Here is a 24,542-nt window from a genome sequence, read left to right on the forward strand (position 1 = left end):
CTTCAGTAACTCTTAAATTCCTGCAAAATCCGCAACGGTATTCAAAATTATAATTGCCTCATCTACAGTTACATTTTTCTTTGGATGAAACCTATCATCATCAAGCTTCATAAATCCGTAAAACAATGCTCTGTCTACATTTGTTCCATAATTCTTGCTGATATCTTCTGCATCCCTGCACTCAGGCATCGTGCTGGACCCATTTCTATAACTGACGCCGCAAGCCTGCATCGCCACTGTTGCCATCTCCTGCCTTGTGATATATCGTTCTGATTCTGAAATATCTTTTGTAGCTGGTAAAATCTTTTGTCTGATAAGATAGTCCAGCGCTTCATCCTGTTTTTGTATTTTTATCTGATCCTTTGCTATAAGTGCATATAGTATTCTTGTTATTTCTTTCTTCGTGATATTCCGATCTAAGACTGTTATCTCTATTCCCTCCAGGAATCCCCTGCATTTAAATCTGTTGACGTACTCTTTGGGGTGAAGATCTGAAGTAATGCGATATTGCAAACTTGTCTCTTTATTCCCTTGTGAATCTATAACCGATACTCTTATCCACGTAGCGCCAGGGGGGACTATAATCTCTTCTTTTACCGAAAATTCAGTCCATTTATCATCATAGACTTCCCAGATATACTTCAACGTCTCATTACTCAGTGTATGTCTTGCTTTCGCTTTCACTGCTATACCTACATAAGGCACACCCAGTATCTGTATGGATTCAGGTCGAGGATAGGATTTTCCATTGATTTTCAGATTCTCAAGAACAGGATTACGCCAATTTCTGCTGTGTAATTCTTTTTCGCAATCATTTATATCAATATTTTTGAGCACGAGACCTTCTATGGGGACTTCATCAAACGATTCTAGAAAAACCCCATAATCTCCTCCCCTGGCAGTGACATTTTCAATTCTAATATCTTTGAATACGGGAAAATCATTCCCCTTATACCCATCTTCATAAAGCATTGTCCCATGAATTGCTGCACCAGACACATACTCTATCACAGTATCTGTCATCATTATCTGCTCTACGAATCCACCTCTTTTAGCATTCGTCTTAAGTCTTAATGCATAAGTCAGATTCGGACTGGTAAATTTATTGCCATCTGCCAGAAGGTTTCTGATCCCACCACTCATTTCACTTCCAAGCGCAATTCCTCCATGTCCATCTGAGAATAGATTGTTTTCAATTAAGATATTCTCACAGGGAACATTCAGCTCTCTCCCATCCCGATCTCTGCCTGACTTGATACTGATGCAATCGTCGCCGGTATCAAAAGTGCAGTTTCTGATCCAAACACCATTACAGCTCTCTGGATCGCACCCATCATTGTTAGGACCATAAGATTTTATTTTCACTCCATCAACGATTACACTTTTACATAAGATAGGATTGATCAGCCACATAGGACTATTCGTAACATGAACATCCTGCAACAAAATTCGGTTGCCGTTGATTATCTGAATGAAATTCGGTCTAAGGTAATGACCACTCCCGAAGATTCTCTCAGATACTGGTACCCCATCAGTATTCATTTTCCGTAACGTCTTTCTATCTTCAAGCTGCAGATCTGATTTATCTTCTGACCAGGCTTTTTCCACCTGATGATGCCAGTTCCACCAGTGTTCATCATCGGCACCACCATCGAGAACACCTCTCCCGGTTATGGATACATCTTCAAGATCAATCCCATATAGTAAAGGGCTGTAATTGATACATGGTGATGCTTCCCAATGCGAGAACACAGCGGGATAATTTGATTCCAGATCATAATTGATGAATCTTAAAATAGAATCCTCATCAGACAAGTGTATGTTTATTCCGCTTCTCAGTTTCAAAGCCCCTGTGCAATAAACGCCTGGTGGTATTACCAAACTACCTCCGCCGTCATTTGAAATTGCATCAATAGCATTCTGAAATTTTACTGTCTGATTGATATTGTCGCTCGGATATATATCAAAGAATTCAGCCATATACTTGACATCTCTTGTCTTTGGCATTTCAATATTCGTAATTATTTTTTCTCTTAATTCCTTCTTATTCATTGATAGATCCCTCGCTATAAGTTTTCATATTCTGCAGAACATTCTCATCATGCCATTTATAATCATCTGAACATATTCATGTATCATATTATAATCTGACCTGCTATTCTGATTCTCTTGCTTAATCATCGTTTGCTTCATCTACAGAACCCGTAATTGAAACTTTTCCTGCTTTCCTAGATTTAAGATGACTTGAAATAAATGGCCAGACTACAGCGAATACAGCTAGCAGGATCAGAGTTAACGAAATTGGTCTTGTGAAGAACTCCTTATAGCTGCCATGAGAGTAGCTTATACCTTGTCTGAAGTAACGCTCTAATTTACCTGAAAGAATGAACGCCAGCACAAATGGTGAAAGCGGAAGACCAGCAACATTCATGAATATGGCTACCAAACACAATCCTAACATCACATAAATATTGAACATTGTATTGGAAATACCAAACCCACCGATATAGCAAATTACTAGAATAACGGAATATAAGTAGTGATATGGTATTTTGAGTATGTACGGAAACCATCTTTTAGAAATCATCTGTACAAAGAAGGTTACGATCGCAGCTACTATTACAGTTGCAAAAATCAACATGGTTAATTCAGGTTTTTCTGTCATGAATAACGGTCCTGCTTGTAACCCATGAATCGTTAATCCTGATATGAGCATCGCAGTTATACCGTCTCCAGGAATACCTAAAGCCATCATTGGAATCAATGCACCACCTAGAGATGCATTATTAGCGGTTTCTGATGCCCATATACCTGCAGGATTACCTTTCCCAAAGCTGTCAGGGTCCTTACTTGCGCTCTTTGCGTACCCATAAGCTACCATGTTGGAGATTCCTGAACCCATACCAGGTAAGAATCCAATCCATAAACCTGATAGGAACGAGACTATGATTGTCTTTATATTGGAAAAGATATCTCTAAATGAGATTCCCCATCCTCTGATTTCTCCAGTATCAATTTCAGGCATTTTGGCTTGTCCTTTAGCCGAATCTCTGATTATCTGACACATAGCAAACATTCCTAGCATCTGTGCGACTGTGCTTATACCCGCACCAAAGTAGGGATTGCCAAAAGTGAATCTTGTTACTCCATTAATCGGGTCCATTCCTATACTACCGATAAGTAAACCTATACCTGCCGCCATTATTCCTTTGAAAATAATTCCTTTTGACAAGGAGGCGATCAGTGTTATGGCACAGAGACATAACGAGAAATATTCCCATGGTCCCAGATGCAGCGCAAATTCAGCAATAATAGGTGACAAGAATGTTGCAACTAAAACAGAACCAATGGTTCCAATAAATGATGCAACGATACCAATGGCTAAAGCTTTACCAGCCTTCCCTTGTTGAGTCATAGGGAACCCATCAAAACAGGTTGCAATTGCTGAGGAAGAGCCTGGTATGCCAATCAGCACTGCTGATATAAATGTTCCCGATACACCGCCAATCCACATGGCCAGCAAAATGATGAATGAAGTTTCTGTAGATAACCCAAAGGTTATCGGTAGCAGCAGGGCAATTCCTAATGTGGCAGAAAGCCCAGGTATTGCGCCAAATATGATTCCCAATGTCACAACGCCAATAATTAGGATTAAATTAATTGGCTGGAGACACAAAAGTAATGCTGATATGAAAAATTCCATTTATATCCCTCCTCAATTAAATAATATTCCAGTAGGCAATTTTATCTTGAAACCATAAATGAACATTGCATATAATCCTGCTGTAACAAGAACTGAAATAATGACTGCAGATATTCTGCTGACCTTATTCTCTCCTTTGAGATTATAAATGAATGTATAGGTTGCAATTGGAGCAGTTATCAGAAACCCGAAACCCCCCATGGATACTCCAAATAAAACCAGGAGAAAATAGCTTACAGAAATTTTTCTGATTCCACCTTGTGGAAAGTATGGCTTCTCTGGTATTTTTCGATCTAAAAAACCTTTGATCAGTAATCCGATCGAACTTCCAAAAATTAAAATTATTGCTACTAATGGCATTAATTTGGGGCCTGGTTCAAGAAGATTAGGGATATCACGAATCTGAGTGATTGTTAGATATAAGAATATAATCGATCCGATTACACCTGTTATACCCGTAATCATATCTCTTCTCATTGGCTACTCCTTTCAAGTAATATCCCAGGGCTTAACCCTGGGATACTATAATTATTTTTTAATGATTATCTTACATTTGCACCCATTGCATCTGCAATTTTTACAATCTTATCATATTCTTTCTGGCGAATTTCTCTCGATTCCTCTAGGTTATGCCATTCAGGAATGTGTCCAATATTCTTGATCGCTTCAAATGTCTGTGGATCATCATAGACCTTTTTCATGGACGCATTCATAGCTTCTGCCATTTCCTGGTCCATTCCTGCTGGTCCGAGTAGGTAATGATATACACCCCAATAAATATCTTCAAATCCTTGTTCCTGTGTGGTTTTATAGTTGTCAGGCAAAGTGCCATCGAAGTTATCTATTACCTTTCCATCTGCAGCTATTGTACCAATGACTTTAAGTTTTCCTGCCTTTTCATATTCTCTTGCATTACCTATACCTACAAATCCAACATCAATGAATCCGCCTGATAAGTTAACAAGACGATCCGATTCAGAAGCAGCTTCTACAGCATTCAGATCAATTCCCAGCGTATCCTCCATCATCGCAAACATGAATGTGTTGTTACCGCTTGAAGGCTGCCCAGCATTTATTGTTCCTGGATTTGCTTTTGCATATTCAACAAACCCATTAAAGTCATCATACGGAGCATCTGCTGGAACAGCGATTGCTGCAAATCCATTGTCCTGCATTGCCGCAATAAGTGTGAAGTCTTCCATTGGATTTATTTCACTGTTGCCAGTGATGTACTGAACATTCAATGCAGATGTAGCCAATGTCAGTGTTGTCCCATCAGGTTTTGCAGTAGCTAAAGTCTGATGACCGATAGTATTACTGTCATAGTTTGTGACAGTTGTAGTTAACCCGAATAGTCTTGTTAGAGCCTCACTGTAGTGTCTTATCGCTAAATCTGATCCTCCTCCTGGTTTCCCCGGTACCACAAGTGTCAGCGTTTCGTCTTCGACAAATCCGATATTCTCCTCTACAGTTGTTCCGCCCCCATCATTCTCTGATGCCTGAGGCTCCTCTTTTTCTGAAACAGAACCACAAGCCACAGTCGTTGCCATTACGGCAAGAATCATTGCACTCGAAATCAGTTTTGTAATTTTCTTCATTTTTCTACCCCTTTTCTTTTTGTTTGAAATTATTGTGTCCTTTTATTTGACTATGTGTTTATTATAGAAATACAGTTAAACCTTTACAATGTTCAAAGTTTCATGGTCTTTATAACAAATTGGTTATACTACAATTGATATTCTTTGAAGGAAATGATAAATTAAGGATATCAAGCAGGAAGGATATCTTTATGAACACACGACAGTTCCATTATCTGATTACAATAAATAATTTAAAAACATTATCCTCTGCCTCAAAAGCATTGAATATCTCTCAACCTGCGTTGAGTAAATTTCTATCAAAATGTGAGGATACATTCGGCTTCCCCCTTTTCATAAGACATAACAAAGAGCTCAGCCCAACAGCAATCGGTCGTTATGTTATCCTTTGTGCGCACAAAATTCTAGATGAAAAAAACAGAATGTTGTTGACGATGAACGAAGTAAGCGGAAATAACAGAAATAAAATCCGTTTGGCTACCGCACCCAATAGAGGAGCTATAATATACAGTAAGATATATAACGAATTTTCCAGACGCTTTCCTGATACCGCTTTGGAACTAGTTGAACTTTTTGCGAGAGAACAACCTGGTGCAATTGCCAGCGGATATGTTGATCTTGCTCTTGGTTCTGGTGAAACTTCTACGAGCGTCAAAGATATTCCTATCGCTCATGAGGAACTGGTCGTATCCATTCCAATATCACATCCATTGGCTCAAAACCATCATATCCAGCTTTCAGAACTTAGAGATACTCCATTCGTTCTTCAGAGCAGAAAACATAGTATAAGAATCTTAGCTGACAGACTCTTTGAAAAAGCCGGCTTTGATCCATTGATAATATTTGAATCTGATGATGTGCTTTTAATAGATTCCATGTTACGTCAAGCTGTGGGTGTAGGTCTGGTTTCTCAATCACACATTTCGCCTTGTGATAACGTAGCCTATATCCCCCTAAATCCCCCTGTATACCAGCAGCTGCATATCAGATACGTGCTAAACCATAGTTTAAGTCCTTCTGAGAAATTTCTGGCTAGTTTATTGGTTCGCGAAAGATTAGGAGATTCACGATACGAAGCAATTCACAATAATGAAGTTGATGAACTATTACTGACTGTTGAAGACGCCACAGAAGGAGAAAATCCTGATTACACTGCAGAAGGCAGCTTTATCCAAAACGCCAGATATGATGAAGTACAATGTGACATTAAGATACTGGAATATTTAGTAGCAATAATTGATGAGAAAAGTCTATCTGCCGCTGCCGATAAATTATATCTGGCTCAACCTGCGTTGTCTAGACATTTGAAGAATATGGAGCAATCTATTGGACTACGCCTTTTTACTAGAGAGTTCAATCAACTTCAAACTACAAATGCTGGAAAGATTTTCGCAAATCATGCAAGAAACATAATTCATATCGAAAACGAGATGTTATCGTATATATCTTTATATAAAACAGGACATAGCGGCAAATACTATGTTTACTCTGACTCCTTACTTTCCGAGTATCTTCGTGTCAATCTGACTGATAATTTCAAGAAGATTTACCCTGAAATTGAATTAATAGTTCAGGATTCTTCAAGAGAGACTATAATTGAATCTCTCCTTAATGCATCAATTGATATCGGACTGTATTTTACATGTAACCCTACACATGACTTACTTAACAATCTGGTGATAATGGAGTCAGAACTTGTTTATTGCAGTAGTAAACTCGATTCTACACCATCTGAGAATGATTCAAGCAACAATAATAAGTTTATGTTGGCGCCTAAAAACACAAGTCTGCGTCAAGATCAGGAAAAATTAATTGCCGATTATTTCCCCGATAACTATGAAGTGGTTTGTGAAGCAACCTTGCCAATTCTAAGAAAATTACTTGGAGCTACTGACGCTAATACAATTCTCCCACTTCATTTTTCTGACTCAATAAATGGTAATAAGTTACACTCTTTTAATCCTCCACAGAAATATTATCTTGTCATAGGTACTCGAGTAGGAAGAAAATTACCGAAGGTCACTGAAGACATTGTAAAGCTGATTAAAAAACTAAGTTCAAAAATCTATAATTAAAAATCACGGATAATAGTATCAAAATTCTCTCCGATATTATTATCCGTGATTTAATTGTATCCCTGCTTATATCATCCCTAAAGTCTTGAACCCGAAAATGAACAGCGTCATGGTCACATTGGAGAGAAGCGTGGTGAGCATGATGATGCCACTGGCCAGGTCATGGTCTCCCTTTAAAGCAATGGCCATGATGTAGGATGCTGCGGCAGTGGGTACTCCGAATATGATGTAGATGACCAGCAGCTCTTCCGCCTGGAAACCAAACTGCACTGCAAAGTACACGGCTATGAGCGGCAGAAGCACCAGCTTCAGCATGGAGGCAATGAGAGAAATGGTAAAGCTTTCTCTGATCTTCTGGAACTTGAAGGAGGCTCCGATGGTCAGCAGTGCCAGTGGTGTAACCAGTACGCTGAAGTAGGAGAATGTCCGGTCAATAACCATAGGCATACTCAGATTGAGACTGGAAAAGATAAATCCGATGATGATGGCAATGATCAGCGGGTTCTTCAAGATCTTCTTTCCCACAGCCTTCAGGCTGGCCTCGCTTTTCTCTTCCGTTCCATAATAGGAGAAGAGCATCACTGCAAGAATATTATAGAGAGGAACGATGAATGCGATGGCAATGGGGGCTTTTGTACCCACACTGCCCATGACGTTTTCCATGAGGGAATACCCTACATAAAGGAAGTTTCCTCTGAAAGAGCCTTGAATGAAGGCCGCTTTCTGTTCGGGATTCTTCACTGTAAACCTGGCGAATAGCGCCGCGATGAACACACTGACCACTGTACCGATGACGACAAAGAGGATGAATCCCCAGTCAAAACTCTCCGCAAAGGATGTCTTGGATACATCCGAAAACAGTTTTATGGGTAAAGCCAGGTTGAATACCATGGTATTCGCCTGACGAACAAAACTCTCATCCACGATGTTTCTTCTTTTCAAAACATACCCCATGAACATCACAAGAAAAATAGGCAGTGCGCTGCCTAAACTGAATATAAAATTATCATACATCATTCCACCCCCACTCTATTATAGGATATACTATTCCATATAGTAATGTCATCATTGACCTGAATTTTCCCCTGCCTTGGTATGGGATGCACAACCCATACTATCCTGATGCACTGATGAAGAGCAGTGAGAAAAAGAGCAAAGAGGATGAAGCATTTCTCTGATCCATGGAGCAGCCACAACTTCTACCCAGAAAGGATGAGTATATGAGAAAAATAACAAGCCCCCTGAACGTAAAGAACCTGAACCTTAAAAACAGGATTGTTCTTCCCCCCATGGCCACAGCTAAAGCGCTGGAGGATGGTTCCATGAGTGAAGAGATCCTGAGCTACTATGATGAAAAAACCAGGGATGGAGACCTTGCCCTTGTCATCGTGGAGCACAGCTTCATCAGTGAAGAAGGCAGGGCCAACAAGAAGCAGATTTCCGTGGCATCGGATGACATGGTGGAAGGACTGAAAAAACTCAGCGCACTCCTCCATAAGAACGGAACCCTTGGGGTGATGCAGATCAATCACGCTGGCCTATACGCCAAACCCAATGACCCTTTCATTCTACCCGCCGGACCTTCCGCTCTTCCAGGACAGAACATCCACGTTCTTGGAGAAGAAGGGATTGTTCAGATTATCGCGGATTTTGCCCAGGCTGCACGAAGATGCAGGGACGCCGGATTTGACGGAGTGGAAATCCATTCCGCCCATGGATATCTTCTCAATCAGTTCTATTCTCCTCTGATCAATAAGAGAACTGATGCCTATGGCGGAAGCCTGACGAACCGCATCCGTCTTCATATGGAAATCATACAAGCCGTAAGAAAGGCTGTGGGAAGTGACTATCCTGTATTTCTGAGACTCGGCGCCTGCGACTACAAAGAAGGCGGAACCACCATAGAAGATTCCGTCTACGCATCCAGAATATTCGAAAAGGAAGGTGTGGACCTTCTGGATATCTCAGGAGGCTACTGCGGATATGTGCATCCCACCGAGAAAAGCCAGGGCTACTTCAGAGAAATCACGGAAGAACTGAAAAAAGCTGTGGATATTCCGGTTCTTCTTACCGGGGGCATCACAGACCTTGACGCTGCGGATGCCATCCTTGAGAAAAATCAGACGGATCTCATCGGCATCGGTCGCGCCATCTATAAAGACAGCCACTGGCTCCATGAGGCTCTGGAAAAACTGAAGAAATGAAAAAAGAAAGAACTGCTCTCATCCAGTAAAGGATGGAAGCAGTTCTTCCTGATTATTAAGGGGTGTGTCATGGCAAATTAAGGATCTTCTTCTATGGCTGCATGGCACCAAACAGTACCAGCCATGCCAGGATGGACTTTGCCACCAGGCTCAGTACGATGTATACTCTTTCACCATATATGTAGTTCTTCCATTTTCCGATCTTCTTGTACTGCAGCACCATGTTCACCGGGAAGGTGTTGAATGCCACAAAGTAGGTTCCGATGATGGCCCATACAAACCATGGTACACGATCAAATTCACCTGTTCCGAACATATAGAGAAGGATGGCGATCCATGGTGCAATACCAGCGATGGATCCCCAGATGAATGGACCCCAGTCCACATCTTCCTTCTTTCTCATGGAATTCAGCTGCTCCATGACCAGTCCGAAAAGATTCATGGAAGCATTCACTGCAAAGATCAGAAGCAGAGATGCGATGTCGTAGATTCCGAACAGTGTTGAAATCAGCACGATCATAATGGATGAGCTTAAGGAATATTCAAACCATCTGAATTTATTGATGCCCTTTTCCAGATCCGTATTATAGATCCGGTTCATCCTTTCAGGGATGGAGACCAGTGCGTGGGCTGCTGCCGATATAAACAGGAAGAGCGCAACCAGAATGCCGAAAGGAAGGTCAAAGAGCGCCTTGGATGTCAGCTCCAGGGACATGGTCTGCTGATTGAACTCCAGATAGTTCTGGGTGATGGTGGGCTGGAACTCTCCTATTTTCTGAATGACGCTGGTAGCCAGAAACAGCATGATGGCTCCCTGTACAAAGTGCAGGCCACCCATGATCTTATTGAAATTTCTCAGTTTCTTCAAGGTTATTTCTTTCATATCATATATCTCCTTTATCTTATTTATCTTCTTTATCTTCTTTATCACATACCGTGTTCTTGTCCTCATAATATCTCTAAACTTCACATTACGCAATAAAATAATAAATAGCGCCCATAATACCACTTAACGTGATATTATAGGCGCTTCAAAGTCCTGAACATCAAGAGACTCCTCATCATACTATGGTGCTGATCATTTTTCGGGACAAGTGGATTTCATTTCAGTCATGATAGCGATTCAAGTATCCTTCTGTACATCTCGATTCCTGTGAGAAGAACACTTTCCTCGAAATCGAACTTCTCATGATGAAGAGGATGGATCTGCCCTGCCGCTTCATCTCCTGTGCCAAGAAACAGAAAGACGCCTGGAATCTCTTCTTGATAGAAGGAGAAGTCTTCCGCCAGCATCAAAGGCTTCATGATCTCCACTTCCTCTTCACTGAGCAGACTTCGGATCTCTTCCACAAGAATCCGATCGTTCTTCACTTCCGGGTAGAAATCCCGTATTTCAAGGTCCATGACTGCTCTGTTCATAATAGCTATGCCATCCACCGTTCTCTTGAGAGCACTTTTAATATCCTCATAGGTTTCTCTGGAAAAGGCTCGGATGGTGCCTTCGATCCTGGCACTTCCTGCCACGATGTTTCTTGCCGATCCACCGTGAAGCATGCCCGCATGGATCACTGCAGGCGAAAGGGGATCAAGATTTCTCGAGAGGATATTCTGTATGGCAAGAATCATCTGAGCCGCGGCCACCAGGGCATCATTTCCCAGATGAGGCTGTCCTGCATGACTGCTTTCCCCCTGAACTGTGATGTCGAACTCTCCGTTTCTGGCCATGAAAGGTCCGCTGCAGAGTCCGATTTTCCCCTTGGCAAGGCCTGGATAGAGATGGAAACCATAGATTCTCTTCACATTCAGTTTCTGAAGAATTCTCTCTTCCATGATGACCCTTGCTCCGCCCGGGCCTTCTTCTGCCGGCTGAAAGACAAGAACCACAGTCTTTTCCGGCTGCTCCAAGCTTTTGAGGCATCTGGCAAAGCCAAGCAGCATGGCCATATGTCCATCATGACCGCAGGCATGCATGAAGCCTTCATGCTTTGAAGAAAAAGCTCTGCCTGTTTTTTCCGTCACTTTCAGCCCATCCATGTCCGCGCGAAAGGCCACAGCATCTCCCGACTTTCCTTCAAGCACCGCAATCCAGCCTGTTCCTGCCGTTTTCACAGGTTCATAGCCGTAGGATAGAAGCTTCTCTCTGATATAGCCTGATGTCAGAGGCAGATCAAAGGAAAGCTCCGGTATGCGGTGCAGGTCTCTTCTTATTTCTTTCACTTCTTCAAACAGCATCTCCATATCCATGTTCTTCTCCTTATATCCCGCTGAGCACATCATCCATGGTTTCAATGAAAAGATCGATCTCCTCCCTGCTGAGGATCAGTGCCGGAAGAAGCCTCACTACTTCATTGCCCGTCACATTAAGCAGAAGATGATGCTCCAGCGCTCTCTCTTTCACTCTTTCCGCATGAGCGCCCACAACCAGTCCCAGCATGAGTCCTTCTCCCCGGATTTCACGGATGACCAGCGGATGCCGGTCCATGAGCATCTCAAGGCCTTCCAGAAGATATCCGCTCTTCTCCTTCAGCTCTTCCTTGAATCCCTCTTCCAGAAGCACGGAAAGCATGGCATTCCCCGCAGCGCAGGCCACTGGATTGCCACCGAAGGTGGATCCATGGTCTCCCGGCTTCAGTACATCTTCCACACTTTCATGAACCAGCATGGCGCCGATGGGAAGTCCTCCCCCAAGCCCTTTGGCAAGAGTCATGGCATCGGGAGTCAGGCCATAGGCTTCATGGGAGAAAAGATTCCCCGTTCTCATGAGCCCAGTCTGCACCTCATCCACCAGAATCAGCGCATGATGTTTTCTTGCTTCTTCTCTGATGGCGGCGATGAATTCTTCTGTGACCTGCCTAAGTCCCCCTTCTCCCTGTATGATCTCAAAAATGATGCCACAGGTGTTTTCATCCACAGCCTCTCTTAAGGCATCCACATCATTCAGTGGGATATGCACCACATCCTGAAGCGATTTCCCGAACTGGTCCTTATACTTTCCATTCCCCGTGACACTCATGCTGCCCATGGTTCTCCCATGAAAGCCCCTGTCCACGGATACGAACCTGGTTTTTTCTCCATGGAAGCCCTGTCCGTATTTACGTGCAAGTTTCAGCATGGCTTCATTGGCTTCCGCACCGGAATTGGCGAAATACACCTTGCTGGCAAAGCTGTTTTCCACCAGCTTCTTCGCAAGGGACACCTGAGCGGATGTTGTGAAGTAATTGGAGAGATGCAGAAAAGCGTCCATCTGCTCTCTGATGGCATCCGCTATCGCAGGATGTCCATGACCCAGGGTATTCACGGCAATCCCTGAATAGAAATCAAGATATCTGTTTCCTTCCCTGTCATAGAGATACATGCCTTCTCCGCGGGCGATCTCCAGAGGAATTCTCTTATAGAGATTCAGTACATAGTTCTGATCTTCACGCATAAGCGTCATATTCTCACCTCAAATCATCCAGAAGTTTCGTCTTTTCCCGTGTCTTGTCGTCCTTGTATTTGATCACCTTTGCAGGAGAACCCGCCACCACCGCTTCTTCCGGAACATCTTCCGTGACGATGGCTCCTGCCGCCACCACCGCATTCTTTCCGACTCTGACGCCTTCAAGAATCACCGCATTGGCTCCAATAAGGACCCCGTCTTCGATGATCACCGGAGTCTTTGAGGGCGGCTCCAGAACCCCTGCCACCACGGCGCCTGCGCCGATGTGGCAGTTCTTTCCGATGGTTCCTCTTGCGCCCACCACGGCATTCATGTCCACCATGGTGCCATCACCGATGACGGAACCGATGTTTATGACCGCACCCATCATGATCACTGCCCCTTTCCCGATGACCACATGGTCTCTTATGAAGGCACCCGGCTCGATTCTCGCATCGATCTTTGTCAGGTCCAGAAGGGGAATGGCAGAATTTCTTCTGTCGTTTTCCAGCACCATATCGGTGATTTTCTCCCTGTACAGAGACAGAAATTCCTCCACCATCTTTGCTTCTCCGAAGAGGATCCGGCTGTTCCCCTCACCAAACACTTTCAGGGCTCCGAAATCGGCCCCCTCCAGATTTCCGTTCACATAGAGCTTCACCGGGGTGCTTTTTTCCGCATTTTTGATGAATGCCGCAATGGCATAGGCATCCTGTAACATCATTTCACTCATTTTCAATCATCCTTTCATCATATGGTCCATAGCATACAGACCCGGTTTCTGGTTTATTATGAACTGCGCCGCTTTCACCGCTCCTCTGGCAAAAAGCATTCTGGATTCTCCCCTGTGGACGAGCTCCAGACTTTCACTCTCCAGTGCAAAAAGCACTGTGTGTTCTCCGACGATGCTTCCTCCACGCACTGCATGAATGCCCAGTTCTCCTTTCTTTCTGGGAGAGACCCCTTCTCGTCCATAGACCCTTTCATGAGGAACGCCGCCTGCATCCACCGCATCAGCCAGTAGCAGCGCTGTACCGCTGGGTGCATCCTTTTTCCTGTTATGATGCTTCTCGATGATTTCCACATCCGCATCTTCTCCCAGAAGCCTCGCCGCTTCTCTTGCCAGATGCTTCAGCACATAGACCCCCAGGCTGTAGTTTCCGCTTTTAATAATAGGAATGAGTCTGGCCGCCTCTTCTATTTCAGCCAGGTCTTTCTCCTCATGACCGGTGGTTCCAATAACAAGAGGCACCTGATTTTCCCTGCAGTAGGAGAGAATGGTGCCGAGGGCCTCCTTCCCTGAAAAATCAATGGCCACATCCGCGCCGCCCATGGAAGATACATAGGCACTCTCTTCCCTGTCCACCAGAACCACTTCCACCTCCGGATGATCTTCCTCATAGAGGGCTGAAATGGCTCTGCCCATCTGCCCTCCTGCGCCGAATAGAATCACTTTCATCTTCCTGCGCCCCCTTCCATGAGACCATAGGCTCTGAGAACAGAGATCAGTTTCTCCTTGTTCTGCTCCTCCAGCCCCACAAGAGGCAGCCTGAACTCCCCTGCCTCGTATCCCATGAGGTTCAGCGCTTCTTTGGCCGGTACCGGATTGGTTTCCATGAAGAGAGAGGACGTCAGATTTTCATATGCCCTCTGACTCGCAAGAGATTTTTCCGCTCTTCCTTCCACATAGTCATAGACCATCTCGTGGACCGCCTTAGGCACCACATTGGATAAGACGGAAATGACGCCATGGGCTCCCTTGGCCATGAAGTCATAGATTTCATTGTCGTTTCCGGAGTAGACTCTGAAGTTCTCCTTCACCTCCTGCAGAATGACTGCCGCTCTGTCCGGTTCACCGGAAGCTTCCTTGAGACCGACGATGTTGGAAATCTCCGCAAGCTTCACCACGGTTTCAGGCAGAAGATCCACAGAGGTCCGTCCTGGCACATTGTAGAGTATGACGGGAAGCTTCACCGCATCCGCCACAGCCTTGTAGTGTGCATAAAGTCCTCTCTGGCTGGGCTTGTTGTAGTAAGGCGTCACCAGAAGAAGTCCGTCCACACCTATCCTTTCCGCTTCCACGGAAAGGGAGATGGTGTCACTGGTACAGTTTGACCCTGTGCCTGCAATGACAGGCACTCTGCCCTGGACCAGATCCACGGTGAAGCTGAATAATGCCAGCTTCTCTTCTTTGGACATGGTGGCGGACTCTCCTGTGGTACCTGCCATGATGAGCGCATCTGTACCTTCCTCAATCTGCCACTCTATGAGACGCTTCAGTGACGCGTAATCAATCTCTCCGTTTTTAAAAGGGGTGATCAGGGCAACCCCCGCTCCAATCCATAAACTCATCTTCTTTCCTCCCATACTCTCTTTAAAATCTCCACAGCATTGCTTGCTGCGCCTTTTCTGATATTGTCCGCCACGCACCAGAGGTGCAGTGAATTATCCAGGCTCTCATCTTTTCTCAGTCTGCCCAAAAGGACCTGGTCCTGACCCGTGGCATCTCTGGCTGTGGGATAGTCTGTTTCGTAATAGATGATTCCTTCAGAGGAAGCCAGCGCTTTTCTAAGCGCCTCGTAATCGATCTTCTCTCTGCAGGTGACATTCATGGCAACGCTGTGTCCGTTAAGAACAGGTACCCTGACACAGGTGGCTGTGACCTTCATCTTTTCATCCTCCAGAATCTTTCTGGTCTCATCGACCATCTTCTGCTCTTCTTTCGTATAACCGTCCTCCAGAAACACATCGATCTGCGGAAGGCAGTTATCGGAAATGACCTTGGGATAGAAGGAAGGCTCTTTTCCTGCTCTTGTGCCCAGAAGATCCTCCACACCTTTCTGCCCGGAGCCCGACACCGCCTGATAGGTGGTATAGGCTACTCTTTCCACCTGATAGAGATCATGGATCACCTTCAGTGGCAGAACGGACTGGATGGTGGAACAGTTGGGATTGCTGATGAGAAGATGGTCTTCTACAGCCTTCATATTGATTTCCGGAACCACCAGAGGCACTTCTTCATGCATACGCCACTGACTGCTGTTGTCGATGACGGTGATGCCGTTTTGGGTGGCGATCGGTGCATAGATCTCTGAGATGCTTCCTCCTGCAGAGAAGAGGGCGTACTGGAATCTTTCCTTGTCAAAGGAGCCTTCCGTGAGCTCTTCCACCTCGATCTCTTTTCCCTGAAAGAGAACCTTCTTTCCGGCAGATCTTTCCGATGCCAGAAGCACCAGATTCCCGAGAGGAAGTTCCATCTCTTCCAGAACCGTCAGAAAGGTTCTGCCCACCATACCGGTGGCTCCTACTATGGCCAGATTAAGCTTGTCCAATTTCCATCTCTCCTTTCGCAATGCATACAGCGGGTCCTTCCAGAAACACCTGGTCTTTTACAGTGACTTCAAGCATTCCTCCATCCACATGGACCTTTGCTTTGGGCTTCGTGAAGCCCAGTTTATGGGCAGTCACCTGAGCGGATGCGGCACCTGTTCCGCAGGCCAGCGTGTAGCCCACTCCGCGTTCAAAGGTCAGAAGCCTTATGGCCTCTTCGCTTTCCACCTTTACGAAGTTCACGTTGATGTGCTCCGGAAAGAATTCATGGTGACAGAGGCCATCGGCATCCTCATAGGGCACTTCATCCTCCGTAAAGACCACAGCATGCAGGGTCCCGAGAAAGAGCACATGAAGATCATAGCTTCTTCCATTGACCGCAAGGTTCAGAATTTCCCCCTCATAAACCTCCCTTCTCACATGGGGTGCAGTGAGATGAAAAGATGGCTTCATGAGCCCGATACGGATTCTCTCATACCCAGAAGATACATCCACTGGAAGAATCCCCGCCAGGGTTTCCACCTGGAACCGGTCATTTTCCACCAGATCATTTTCATGGGCAAACCTTGCGAAGCATCTCAGCCCGTTTCCGCACATAGGTGCAACACTGCCGTCCTGATTGTAGTAGGCCATTTTAAGGTCCGCCACCTGAGACTCCTTCACGATGAGCAGTCCATCTGCGCCGATGCCGTAGTTTCTATGACAGAGGGCTTTGGCCGTTTCACTTTCTTCTCTTCCCTCCAGATCCTTTTCTATTAGGACTATGAAGTCATTTCCGGTCCCGTGATATTTTGTGAATTTCATGTTTCTCACCCTCCTTACAGAGAAAAGGCATCTGCAATGAGCTCTACCGCCTTCTCCTTATGCTTTTTCTCCATGGTGTAGGAGATGGAGATCTCCGATGTGCTCACCTGCTTGAAGGTGATGCCGTTTTGCGCAAAGAGCGTAAAGATTCTAGCCGCTACACCGCTCTGGGTCCTCATACCTGATCCCACCACGGATACCTTCAGAATCTCAGTGGTGGTCGTCAGCTCCGCTCCGGGGAGCTCATCCACCACTTCGTGCAGCACCGATTCCATGAGCTTTCTGTCTTCGGCTGAAGCCGTGAAGGAAAGCGTTACGGATCCGTCCGGCATGGGCGTCTGACTGATCATATCCACATTGATCTCCTCTTCTGCCAGTTTTGTGAAAATGTCTGCCGTATGGATGCTTCTTTCCGGCAGATGACTGATGGTGACCATCATGATGTTTTCCAGTACCGACAGACCGGTGATGCTTCTCTCTTCCACGTTTTTTTCTCCTTCCTGTATATAGGTTCCTCTTTTGTCTTCGTGGGCAGAGCCCACATAGATGATGACGCCGTAGTTCTGGGCAATGTCCACGGATCTGGGTTCCATGACCTTGGCACCGAGAAATGCCATTTCCTTCATCTCCTCATAGGTGATGGAGTCCATGTGCCTTGCCCTGGGATAGAGCCTCGGATCCACTCCGTAGATGCCGTCCACATCCGTATAGATCTCGCAGTGGCAATGAAGCTTTGCCGCCAGAGCCACTGCTGTGGTATCGGATCCTCCTCTTCCCAGGGTGGTGATTTCGCCGCTTTCATTGAATCCCTGAAATCCCGCCACCACTACGATATATCCTTCGGACAGATATTTTTCGATGTTTTTCGGATCAATGTCTCTGATCTTGTTCTTCGTATGAATGCCTTCCGTGAGAATGCCTGCCTGGTATCCCGTTAGGGATACGGCCTTCACTCCTTTCTCCTGAAGAATCATGGTGAGAAGGGCTATGGAGATCTGTTCTCCCGTGGCCAGCATCATATCCACTTCTCTTTTAGACGGATTCTCCGATGCTTCCCTTGCCATGGACAGAAGCTGATTGGTGGTCTTTCCCATGGCGGAGACCACCACCACCAGCTCTTCTCCCTCAATCTGTCTTCTCGCAAGCTTTTCTGCGATGCTTTTCATTCTCGCAAGGTCGGCCACCGAGGATCCGCCGAATTTCAGTACTGTTCTCATCGCTTAATATTCCTCCATCTGATCATTTCTTATGAGGTCCTCATAGGTCTCTCTCTTCACCACAACCTTTGATTTTCCGCTTCTGACGAAGATCACCGGCGGTTTTCTCAGGCGGTTGTAGTTGGACGCCATGGAGTAGTGGTAGGCACCTGTGGAAAACACCGCCAGAAGGTTTCCTTTTTCCGGTACCGGAAGATGCGCTTCTCTCACCAGAATATCTCCGGACTCGCAGGCTTTTCCCGTCACCGTATAGACTTCCTCTTGTGGATCCTCCATCCTGTCTGCCAGGCATGCTGTATAGGTTGCATCGTAGAGAACCGTACGGATGTGATCGGCCATGCTGCCGTCCACAAAGACGTACTTCTTTCCCCCATAGGTGGTTTTGGTTCCACCCACCTCGTAAAGTGTGGTTCCCGCATTGGCCACAATGGCACGTCCAGGCTCGATGAGCACTTTCAGGGGCAGAAGGTCCATCTGCTCTGAAATCCCTGCTACATGTTCAAGGAGTGCTTTCAGGAAGTTTTCATACACCATGGGCGTATCCTTTTCCTCATAGGAGACCCCAAAGCCTCCACCAAGGTTCAGTTCCCTAATCGCTATGCCCTTCTCTTTCAGGTTACCCACATAGCCAAGCATTTCCTCCACAGCTTTGAAGTAGGATTCCTCTTCAAAGATCTGGGATCCGATATGACAGTGGATACCTCGAAAGTCAAAGACGGGATCCGCATCAAGGGTTTTTATGAGATCCACGGTGTCTGCACTGAAGATGCTGAGACCGAATTTCGAATCATTCTTCGTGGTGCTGATGTATTCATGGGTATGGGCTTCGATGCCGGGATTCACCCGCAGAATCACTCTCTGCTTCTTTTCTCTCTCTTCCAGAATCCCTCTCAGTCTTTCCGCCTCGTCCTCATTGTCCAGAATGATGGTTCCTACGCCGCTATGCACTGCATAGACGAGTTCTTCCAGAGATTTGTTGTTTCCGTGAAAGAAGATCTTCTCCGCTGGGAAGCCCGCTGCAAGTGCTGTGAAGAGCTCTCCTCCTGAGACCACATCCAGCGATAGATTTTCCTCCTTTATGAGCTTTGCCATGGCTTTTGTCATGAACGCCTTGGAGGCATAGATCACTTCCGTCTCGATTCTCTCATGGATGAAATTCTCTCTGAATAGCCTGGTTCTGGATCTCATTTCCTCCTCATCCATGATGTAGAGGGGGGTTCCATAGGTTCTGGCCAGGTCCTTAGTACTGACACCGCCGATGTGAAGATGATTGTTTATGATGCTCTGTGTTCCATATAGTCTCATGGGTTTGTCCTCCTGCAGATAAAAAAATATGACCGTGAGCGAATGCTCACGGTCATGAATATACCTTGCAGTCGCCCTGCCATGTTAAAGCGCACTTCCAGACCATTGGGCAACGATCTGGAAATAGTCCCTGACTTGTTCAGTCAGGGCCCAGTACAATGTACTTCGGCGTCAGCCCCTTTCCCTTTCACGGTACTCTTGACTAGACGCGACCTCTTTTCACACGGCTGTATTAAATTATTGCTATCTTACATTTAATTTGTTTTATTGTCAAACGAATCGCTTATAATCGTTGAATAATTATACATCTCTTAATTTGTTTCCCGTTGTCACCTGATGTAATCCTTTTAACCGATAAACTTTTCAGAGATTTTCAAAGCAGGTTTTACAGAGCAAGGATCCTGTTCCAGACTTCTTCCAGCACGGGAATGCCTTTTTCAAGATTCTCTTTTCTTCTCTTGATGGTGGATTCACCGGGATAGGATACCCTGCCGATTTCCTCATCCACTTCCGATGATTTCAGGTCTTCCACAATGCGGGTGACCATGGTGTCGATTTCTCCTGCTGTACTGAATTTCTTCGGATCGATGGCTATGAGGACCTGGGACAGTCCCGACTCATTCTGGTCATCCTTGGCGATATCACGAGTGGCGTTGCCACCGGCTAAAACCGTCGCAATCATATCCAGCACGATGGAAAGTCCGCTTCCTTTCCAGAAACCGATGGGCAGAACTCTTCTGGTTTCCTCGATGACTTTCGGATCCGTACTCAGTTTCCCTGCCTGATCATATCCACCAGGAATGGGCAGTTCTTTCCCTTTCATTCTGTAGTCTTCCAGCTTTCCATAGGAGAACTGGGACATGGCCATATCCAGTACCACATGTTCCCCGCTGGTTCTTGGCACTGCCATGATGAAAGGATTATTGCCGATCTTATGGTCCTTTCCGCCGTAGGCAGGCATATTAGGCATGGTATTGGTCCAGCAGATGCCGATGTATCCTTCTTCGGCGGCCTGCCATCCGTATGCACCGCCTCTTAACCAGTGATTGGTGTTTCTCAGTGCCACAACCCCGATTCCGTTTTCTTCAGCCAGTTCGCAGGCTCTTTTCATGGCACGCTTGGCGTTGATGTTTCCAAGTCCCAGGTTCCCGTTCCATCTTTCCATGGCACCGAAATGCATCTCGCATTCGGGCAGGGCCTTGGGATTGATGACCTTGCGGTCTATGTAGCTTACGATTCTCGGAAATCTGTTGACGCCATGGGAATAGACTCCGTCAAGGCTTGTCATGGCAAAGTTCTCCGCCGCTTCAAAGGCGATGTCCTCAGAGACTCCGCGGTCGGTGAGGACCCTCTTGAATTCATTCAGCATGGTTTCATATGGTATTCTCATAATTTTTCTCCCCCAGTATATAGAGTATTCTCTTTCTATCTTATCACGAATGAAGCGCTCCTGAACCATAAAAAGAATGCAGACCCTATAAAGGCATCTGCATTCTTTTTCTTCTTTCCATATGGAGCAGCGTGAGTGAGATGAGTAGCGCCAGAAGCTCCACCAGTGGAATGGTGATCCATACTCCAGTGATGCCCATGGCATCTGCAAAGAGGAGAAGTACCGGTGGAATCAGCAGTATTCCTCGGAGTAGCGAAACGATGAAGGAGGGTCTCGGTTTCGCCTTGGCTGAAAAATAGGAGATGATGGTGATGTTCATTCCGGCAAAGAGGAAGGAGGTGAAATAGATCCGCATGCCTTCCTTGGCCAGGCGGTGGAGCTCCAGATTGTTTTCCGAGTTGAACGCCCTGATGATCTCATCGGAGTTACCGATGAATATGCTGTAGAGAAGCACCGCCAGCACCGCTGAGAAAAGAATCCCCAGTCTGAGTGTTCTTCTCACATTCTCCTGATTTCCCTGACCGTGATTGAAGCTGATGATGGGCTGAATCCCCTGCCCTACTCCAGAAAAGATTGCGATGAGAATCAGCGCCAGATTGGCGATGATGCCATAGGCTGCCACACCGATCTCTCCGATGTAGTGAAGAATCACCAGGTTGAAGAGCAGAATCACAAGCCCTGAGGAGAGCTCTGTGATGAAGGTGGGAATGCCGATGGAGACTACCTTTCTTATTTCCAAGGGCCTCATCTCTGTCTTCACAAACCTGAAATGGTGCTTCTTCTTAATGAAGAAAGGTACCATCACAAGAATGCTTAGTATCGGTGCGATGCCTGTGGCAAGGGCAGCACCGAACATGCCCATCCCAAGGGGATAGATGAAGATGTAGTCCAAAAGGATGTTACTGAGACTGCCTGTCATCATGGCGATCATGGCAAGCCTTGGATGTCCGTCGTTTCTCACCATGCTTACAAGAATACTGTTCACCATGAAGGCAATGGAGAAGTTGAATACTGTGTAGGTATAGTCTCTGGACATCTCGACAAGATGGCCTTCTGCCCCTAAAAGCATCACGATCTCATCAGGAAACAGCAGCCCAATGATGGTGAAGAGAAGCCCGATGAAAATGCCCAGAATCATCATCTGGGTGAACACTTCATTTCCTCGTTTCGGTTTCTTTTCTCCACGATAGATGGAGTAGACGGTTCCAACACCAGTTCCAAGCAGAAGACTCATGGAATAGACCACGGTATAAGCCGGTATTACAAGGTTCAAGGATACCAGACCATCCTTTCCGATGCCGTTGGCGATGAAGAAGGTGTCCGCCAGGATAAAGGCGGAAAATCCGATCATGCTGATGACGTTCAAGGATACATATTTAAAAAATGTCTTATATAACTGATTTCTTTCTTTAGACTTTACGCTCATAGGTCCTCCGATCATTTCAGAAAAGCGCATTTCTTAACCGGTTCTGGTACTTTCAGCGCTTTTAGCTCATAATACTATACCCAATTTTCACTTCTTCGTCAAAGCACTGAATTTGCCATTTATCCAATTCTTCATATCAAATATTGTCATTCTATTTACGGCTGAATTTTCCTGCTGTCATACTGTCCTGTTTCAGAACTAATTTCAGGTTTTACGCCAGTTCAGAGAACTTTAAATTTTCTATGAAATCCTTTGATGCTGTGTTAAGATAATGAAATGAAAAATAAAATAGGACAGGATGGATGTTAGATGTTTATTGGCGAAATTGCTGCTATACTTACCGCCTTCTGCTGGGTAGGATCTTCTGTATCCTTTGAATACGCAGGCAAGAAAGTCGGTTCTCTGGTTCTGAATCTCATGAGACTTGTGGTCTCTCTAGTCATTATTACAGTTATTAATTTCTTTATCACCAGCGGCTTCAGGAATCTTAATGTAACCCCGGAAGCTTTCCAGGCACTGCTCTTTTCAGGACTTGTAGGCTTTGTTCTGGGGGATATGTTCCTCTTCCAGGCTTTCGTTGAAATCGGTGCAAGAGTATCCATGCTGATCATGGCGCTGGCTCCACCCATCACGGCAGTGATGAGTTATTTCATCTTAGGTGAGAAACTGGGCTTCATCCAGATTGCAGGGATGATGCTGACTTTCATCGGAATCGCCATCGTGGTCATGGGAAAAGACAAGGGAAGTCATAAGATCGTTGTAAGACATCCCATCAAAGGGATCACCTTCGCTTTCTTAGGCGCTGTAGGTCAGGCACTTGGGCTCATCCTCTCCAAAGTGGGTGTGGCAGATCTCAATCCCTTCGTCGCCACTGAAATCAGAATCTTTGCTGGAATCCTAGGATTCATCATCATCATAACGGCAACAAAGAAGTGGTCTGGTTTCTTCAGCACATTCAAGAACAAGAATGCCATGACAGGCATCACCATCGGTTCCATCTTCGGACCTGTGGTAGGTGTATCTCTGTCTCTTATGGCAGTGAAATACACGTCCACGGCCATTGCTTCTACCCTCATGGCCATCGTGCCCATCCTGATCATTCCGGTAAGTATCATTTTCTTCAAGGAAAAGGTCAAGGCCAATGAAGTCATGGGTGCCCTCATCGGTGTACTAGGTGTTGCTGTCATCTTCATGGGTTAACAAACCTCTCCCAATAATTAATTAATACACTTAATTAGAATAAGCTTTCAGAATTGAAAACTTAAATATCAGATCTATGAAAACAATCCAGAAGGGAGCTCTCAGGCTGCCATCTGGATTGTTTTTGACTGTCGATATATATATATATATATATATATCTTTTATATTCTCACACTAAAAGTACCATATAATCGGATTCGCTATCCTTCAGTTCTACTTACTTGACCATAAGTTTTAAATCTTTCAATAATATTAGCCATCTCTTCATCATCAAGCACTACAGGCTTTCCAATAGCTCTAGTTCGATACTCTAGCTCTGCACAGTATTCAAGTCCATTGGCTAAGCCGTATGCACTCTTTATTGAACCACCGCATGCCAACATACCATGATTTGCAAGCAGAACCGCATTTCCTTCGCCAATGTACTCACCTGCCACCTGAGCCAGCTCAACAGTTCCAAATGTTCTATAAGGTGCACATGGCACTGTAGCTACTCCAGCATCCGCAAGCACATAGTGCACAGCTCTAAGAGGCTGATGCAGAGATGCGAAAACAGTACAGTACATGGAGTGTGTATGCACTACAGATCTGCAGTCCGGCTTTCTCTTGTACATTTCTGAGTGAAGTGCCCATTCACTTGAGGGTTTTCTATGTCCATCTATGACATTGGAATCAAGATCCATGATTACCACATCTTCTGGCTTGGTATCGAAATATCCTATGCCAGATGGGCTGATAGCCATCATACCTTTTTCAGGAACATAAATACTGATATTTCCACTTGTACCAGATGTCAAGCCTGAAGCACTCATCTTTTTACCATATTCTACAATTAAATTTCTTTCGTTTTCTAATAACATTTCTTTCCTCCA

General features: G+C 45.3%; 21 protein-coding genes and 1 riboswitch. Of the genes, 3 read left to right on the forward strand and 18 right to left on the reverse strand.

The window, feature by feature from the left end:
- Window positions 1-12: 12 nt before the first annotated feature.
- The 4 genes from ACHAL6_RS01700 to ACHAL6_RS01715 all read right to left on the reverse strand — a co-directional run bounded on the left by ACHAL6_RS01700 (window position 13) and on the right by ACHAL6_RS01715 (window position 5,301).
- The gene (locus tag ACHAL6_RS01700; protein WP_395268408.1) at window positions 13-2,052 is read right to left on the reverse strand and encodes a glycoside hydrolase family 28 protein; all 2,040 of its coding nucleotides are present in this window, start codon (window positions 2,050-2,052) and stop codon (window positions 13-15) included.
- Window positions 2,053-2,173: 121 nt separating this feature from the next.
- A complete protein-coding gene (locus ACHAL6_RS01705; protein WP_395268410.1) occupies window positions 2,174-3,703 on the reverse strand; it encodes a tripartite tricarboxylate transporter permease in 1,530 nt (509 codons plus the stop codon).
- Between the two features lie 12 nt (window positions 3,704-3,715).
- Entirely contained in the window at window positions 3,716-4,180 is a 465-nt protein-coding gene (locus tag ACHAL6_RS01710) for a tripartite tricarboxylate transporter TctB family protein (protein ID WP_395268412.1), read from the reverse strand.
- Window positions 4,181-4,245: 65 nt separating this feature from the next.
- On the reverse strand, window positions 4,246-5,301 hold the full coding sequence (locus ACHAL6_RS01715; protein WP_395268414.1) for a tripartite tricarboxylate transporter substrate binding protein: 1,056 nt from the start codon (window positions 5,299-5,301) through the stop codon (window positions 4,246-4,248).
- Between the two features lie 191 nt (window positions 5,302-5,492).
- Here ACHAL6_RS01715 and ACHAL6_RS01720 point away from each other — a divergent pair, with 191 nt between their 5' ends.
- Window positions 5,493-7,376, forward strand: coding sequence for a LysR substrate-binding domain-containing protein (locus tag ACHAL6_RS01720; RefSeq protein ID WP_395268416.1), 1,884 nt, complete (start codon window positions 5,493-5,495; stop codon window positions 7,374-7,376).
- Between the two features lie 66 nt (window positions 7,377-7,442).
- Here ACHAL6_RS01720 and ACHAL6_RS01725 read toward each other — a convergent pair whose 3' ends face one another.
- Window positions 7,443-8,393, reverse strand: coding sequence for an AEC family transporter (locus tag ACHAL6_RS01725; protein WP_395268418.1), 951 nt, complete (start codon window positions 8,391-8,393; stop codon window positions 7,443-7,445).
- A 203-nt stretch (window positions 8,394-8,596) separates the two neighbouring features.
- On the opposite strand from ACHAL6_RS01725, the gene ACHAL6_RS01730 reads away from it, so the two are divergent.
- Complete coding sequence (locus tag ACHAL6_RS01730) at window positions 8,597-9,580, forward strand: NADH:flavin oxidoreductase (RefSeq protein ID WP_395268419.1); 984 nt, start codon at window positions 8,597-8,599, stop codon at window positions 9,578-9,580.
- Between the two features lie 91 nt (window positions 9,581-9,671).
- On the opposite strand, the gene heR is transcribed toward ACHAL6_RS01730, so the two are convergent.
- The 12 genes from heR to ACHAL6_RS01790 all read right to left on the reverse strand — a co-directional run bounded on the left by heR (window position 9,672) and on the right by ACHAL6_RS01790 (window position 22,470).
- Window positions 9,672-10,463 carry a heliorhodopsin HeR gene (heR, locus tag ACHAL6_RS01735; protein WP_395268421.1) on the reverse strand — a complete coding sequence of 264 codons (792 nt, stop codon included), beginning with the start codon at window positions 10,461-10,463 and terminating at the stop codon, window positions 9,672-9,674.
- 227 nt (window positions 10,464-10,690) lie between these two features.
- Window positions 10,691-11,824: a M20 family metallopeptidase gene (locus ACHAL6_RS01740; RefSeq protein WP_395268424.1), complete on the reverse strand. Its 1,134-nt coding sequence runs from the start codon at window positions 11,822-11,824 to the stop codon at window positions 10,691-10,693.
- Window positions 11,825-11,834: 10 nt separating this feature from the next.
- Window positions 11,835-13,016, reverse strand: coding sequence for an aspartate aminotransferase family protein (locus ACHAL6_RS01745; protein WP_395268425.1), 1,182 nt, complete (start codon window positions 13,014-13,016; stop codon window positions 11,835-11,837).
- 4 nt (window positions 13,017-13,020) lie between these two features.
- Entirely contained in the window at window positions 13,021-13,722 is a 702-nt protein-coding gene (dapD, locus tag ACHAL6_RS01750) for a 2,3,4,5-tetrahydropyridine-2,6-dicarboxylate N-acetyltransferase (protein ID WP_395268782.1), read from the reverse strand.
- A 15-nt stretch (window positions 13,723-13,737) separates the two neighbouring features.
- Complete coding sequence (gene dapB / locus ACHAL6_RS01755) at window positions 13,738-14,457, reverse strand: 4-hydroxy-tetrahydrodipicolinate reductase (protein ID WP_395268426.1); 720 nt, start codon at window positions 14,455-14,457, stop codon at window positions 13,738-13,740.
- A complete protein-coding gene (dapA, locus tag ACHAL6_RS01760; protein ID WP_395268427.1) occupies window positions 14,454-15,350 on the reverse strand; it encodes a 4-hydroxy-tetrahydrodipicolinate synthase in 897 nt (298 codons plus the stop codon). The genes dapB and dapA overlap by 4 nt, the downstream gene beginning before the upstream one ends.
- Complete coding sequence (locus tag ACHAL6_RS01765) at window positions 15,347-16,330, reverse strand: aspartate-semialdehyde dehydrogenase (RefSeq protein ID WP_395268428.1); 984 nt, start codon at window positions 16,328-16,330, stop codon at window positions 15,347-15,349. The genes dapA and ACHAL6_RS01765 overlap by 4 nt, the downstream gene beginning before the upstream one ends.
- Window positions 16,317-17,132, reverse strand: coding sequence for a diaminopimelate epimerase (dapF, locus tag ACHAL6_RS01770; RefSeq protein ID WP_395268429.1), 816 nt, complete (start codon window positions 17,130-17,132; stop codon window positions 16,317-16,319). The genes ACHAL6_RS01765 and dapF overlap by 14 nt, the downstream gene beginning before the upstream one ends.
- A 14-nt stretch (window positions 17,133-17,146) precedes the next feature.
- Window positions 17,147-18,349: an aspartate kinase gene (locus ACHAL6_RS01775; protein ID WP_395268431.1), complete on the reverse strand. Its 1,203-nt coding sequence runs from the start codon at window positions 18,347-18,349 to the stop codon at window positions 17,147-17,149.
- Window positions 18,350-18,352: 3 nt separating this feature from the next.
- Entirely contained in the window at window positions 18,353-19,654 is a 1,302-nt protein-coding gene (lysA, locus tag ACHAL6_RS01780) for a diaminopimelate decarboxylase (protein ID WP_395268432.1), read from the reverse strand.
- Window positions 19,655-19,733: 79 nt separating this feature from the next.
- Window positions 19,734-19,880: riboswitch (Lysine riboswitch) on the reverse strand.
- A gap of 159 nt (window positions 19,881-20,039) precedes the next feature.
- Window positions 20,040-21,044, reverse strand: a complete 1,005-nt coding sequence (gene yiaK, locus ACHAL6_RS01785; protein ID WP_395268433.1) for a 3-dehydro-L-gulonate 2-dehydrogenase — start codon at window positions 21,042-21,044, stop codon at window positions 20,040-20,042.
- A gap of 85 nt (window positions 21,045-21,129) precedes the next feature.
- On the reverse strand, window positions 21,130-22,470 hold the full coding sequence (locus ACHAL6_RS01790) for an MATE family efflux transporter (RefSeq protein WP_395268434.1): 1,341 nt from the start codon (window positions 22,468-22,470) through the stop codon (window positions 21,130-21,132).
- 309 nt (window positions 22,471-22,779) lie between these two features.
- Between ACHAL6_RS01790 and ACHAL6_RS01795 the strand changes: the two genes are divergently transcribed.
- Window positions 22,780-23,670, forward strand: coding sequence for a DMT family transporter (locus tag ACHAL6_RS01795; RefSeq protein WP_395268435.1), 891 nt, complete (start codon window positions 22,780-22,782; stop codon window positions 23,668-23,670).
- A gap of 200 nt (window positions 23,671-23,870) precedes the next feature.
- Here ACHAL6_RS01795 and ACHAL6_RS01800 read toward each other — a convergent pair whose 3' ends face one another.
- Entirely contained in the window at window positions 23,871-24,530 is a 660-nt protein-coding gene (locus tag ACHAL6_RS01800) for an L-fuculose-phosphate aldolase (RefSeq protein WP_395268436.1), read from the reverse strand.
- Between the last annotated feature and the right edge of the window lie 12 nt (window positions 24,531-24,542).

The organism is Proteiniclasticum sp. C24MP (assembly GCF_043951855.1).
Taxonomy (GTDB): Bacteria; Bacillota; Clostridia; order Clostridiales; family Clostridiaceae; genus Proteiniclasticum.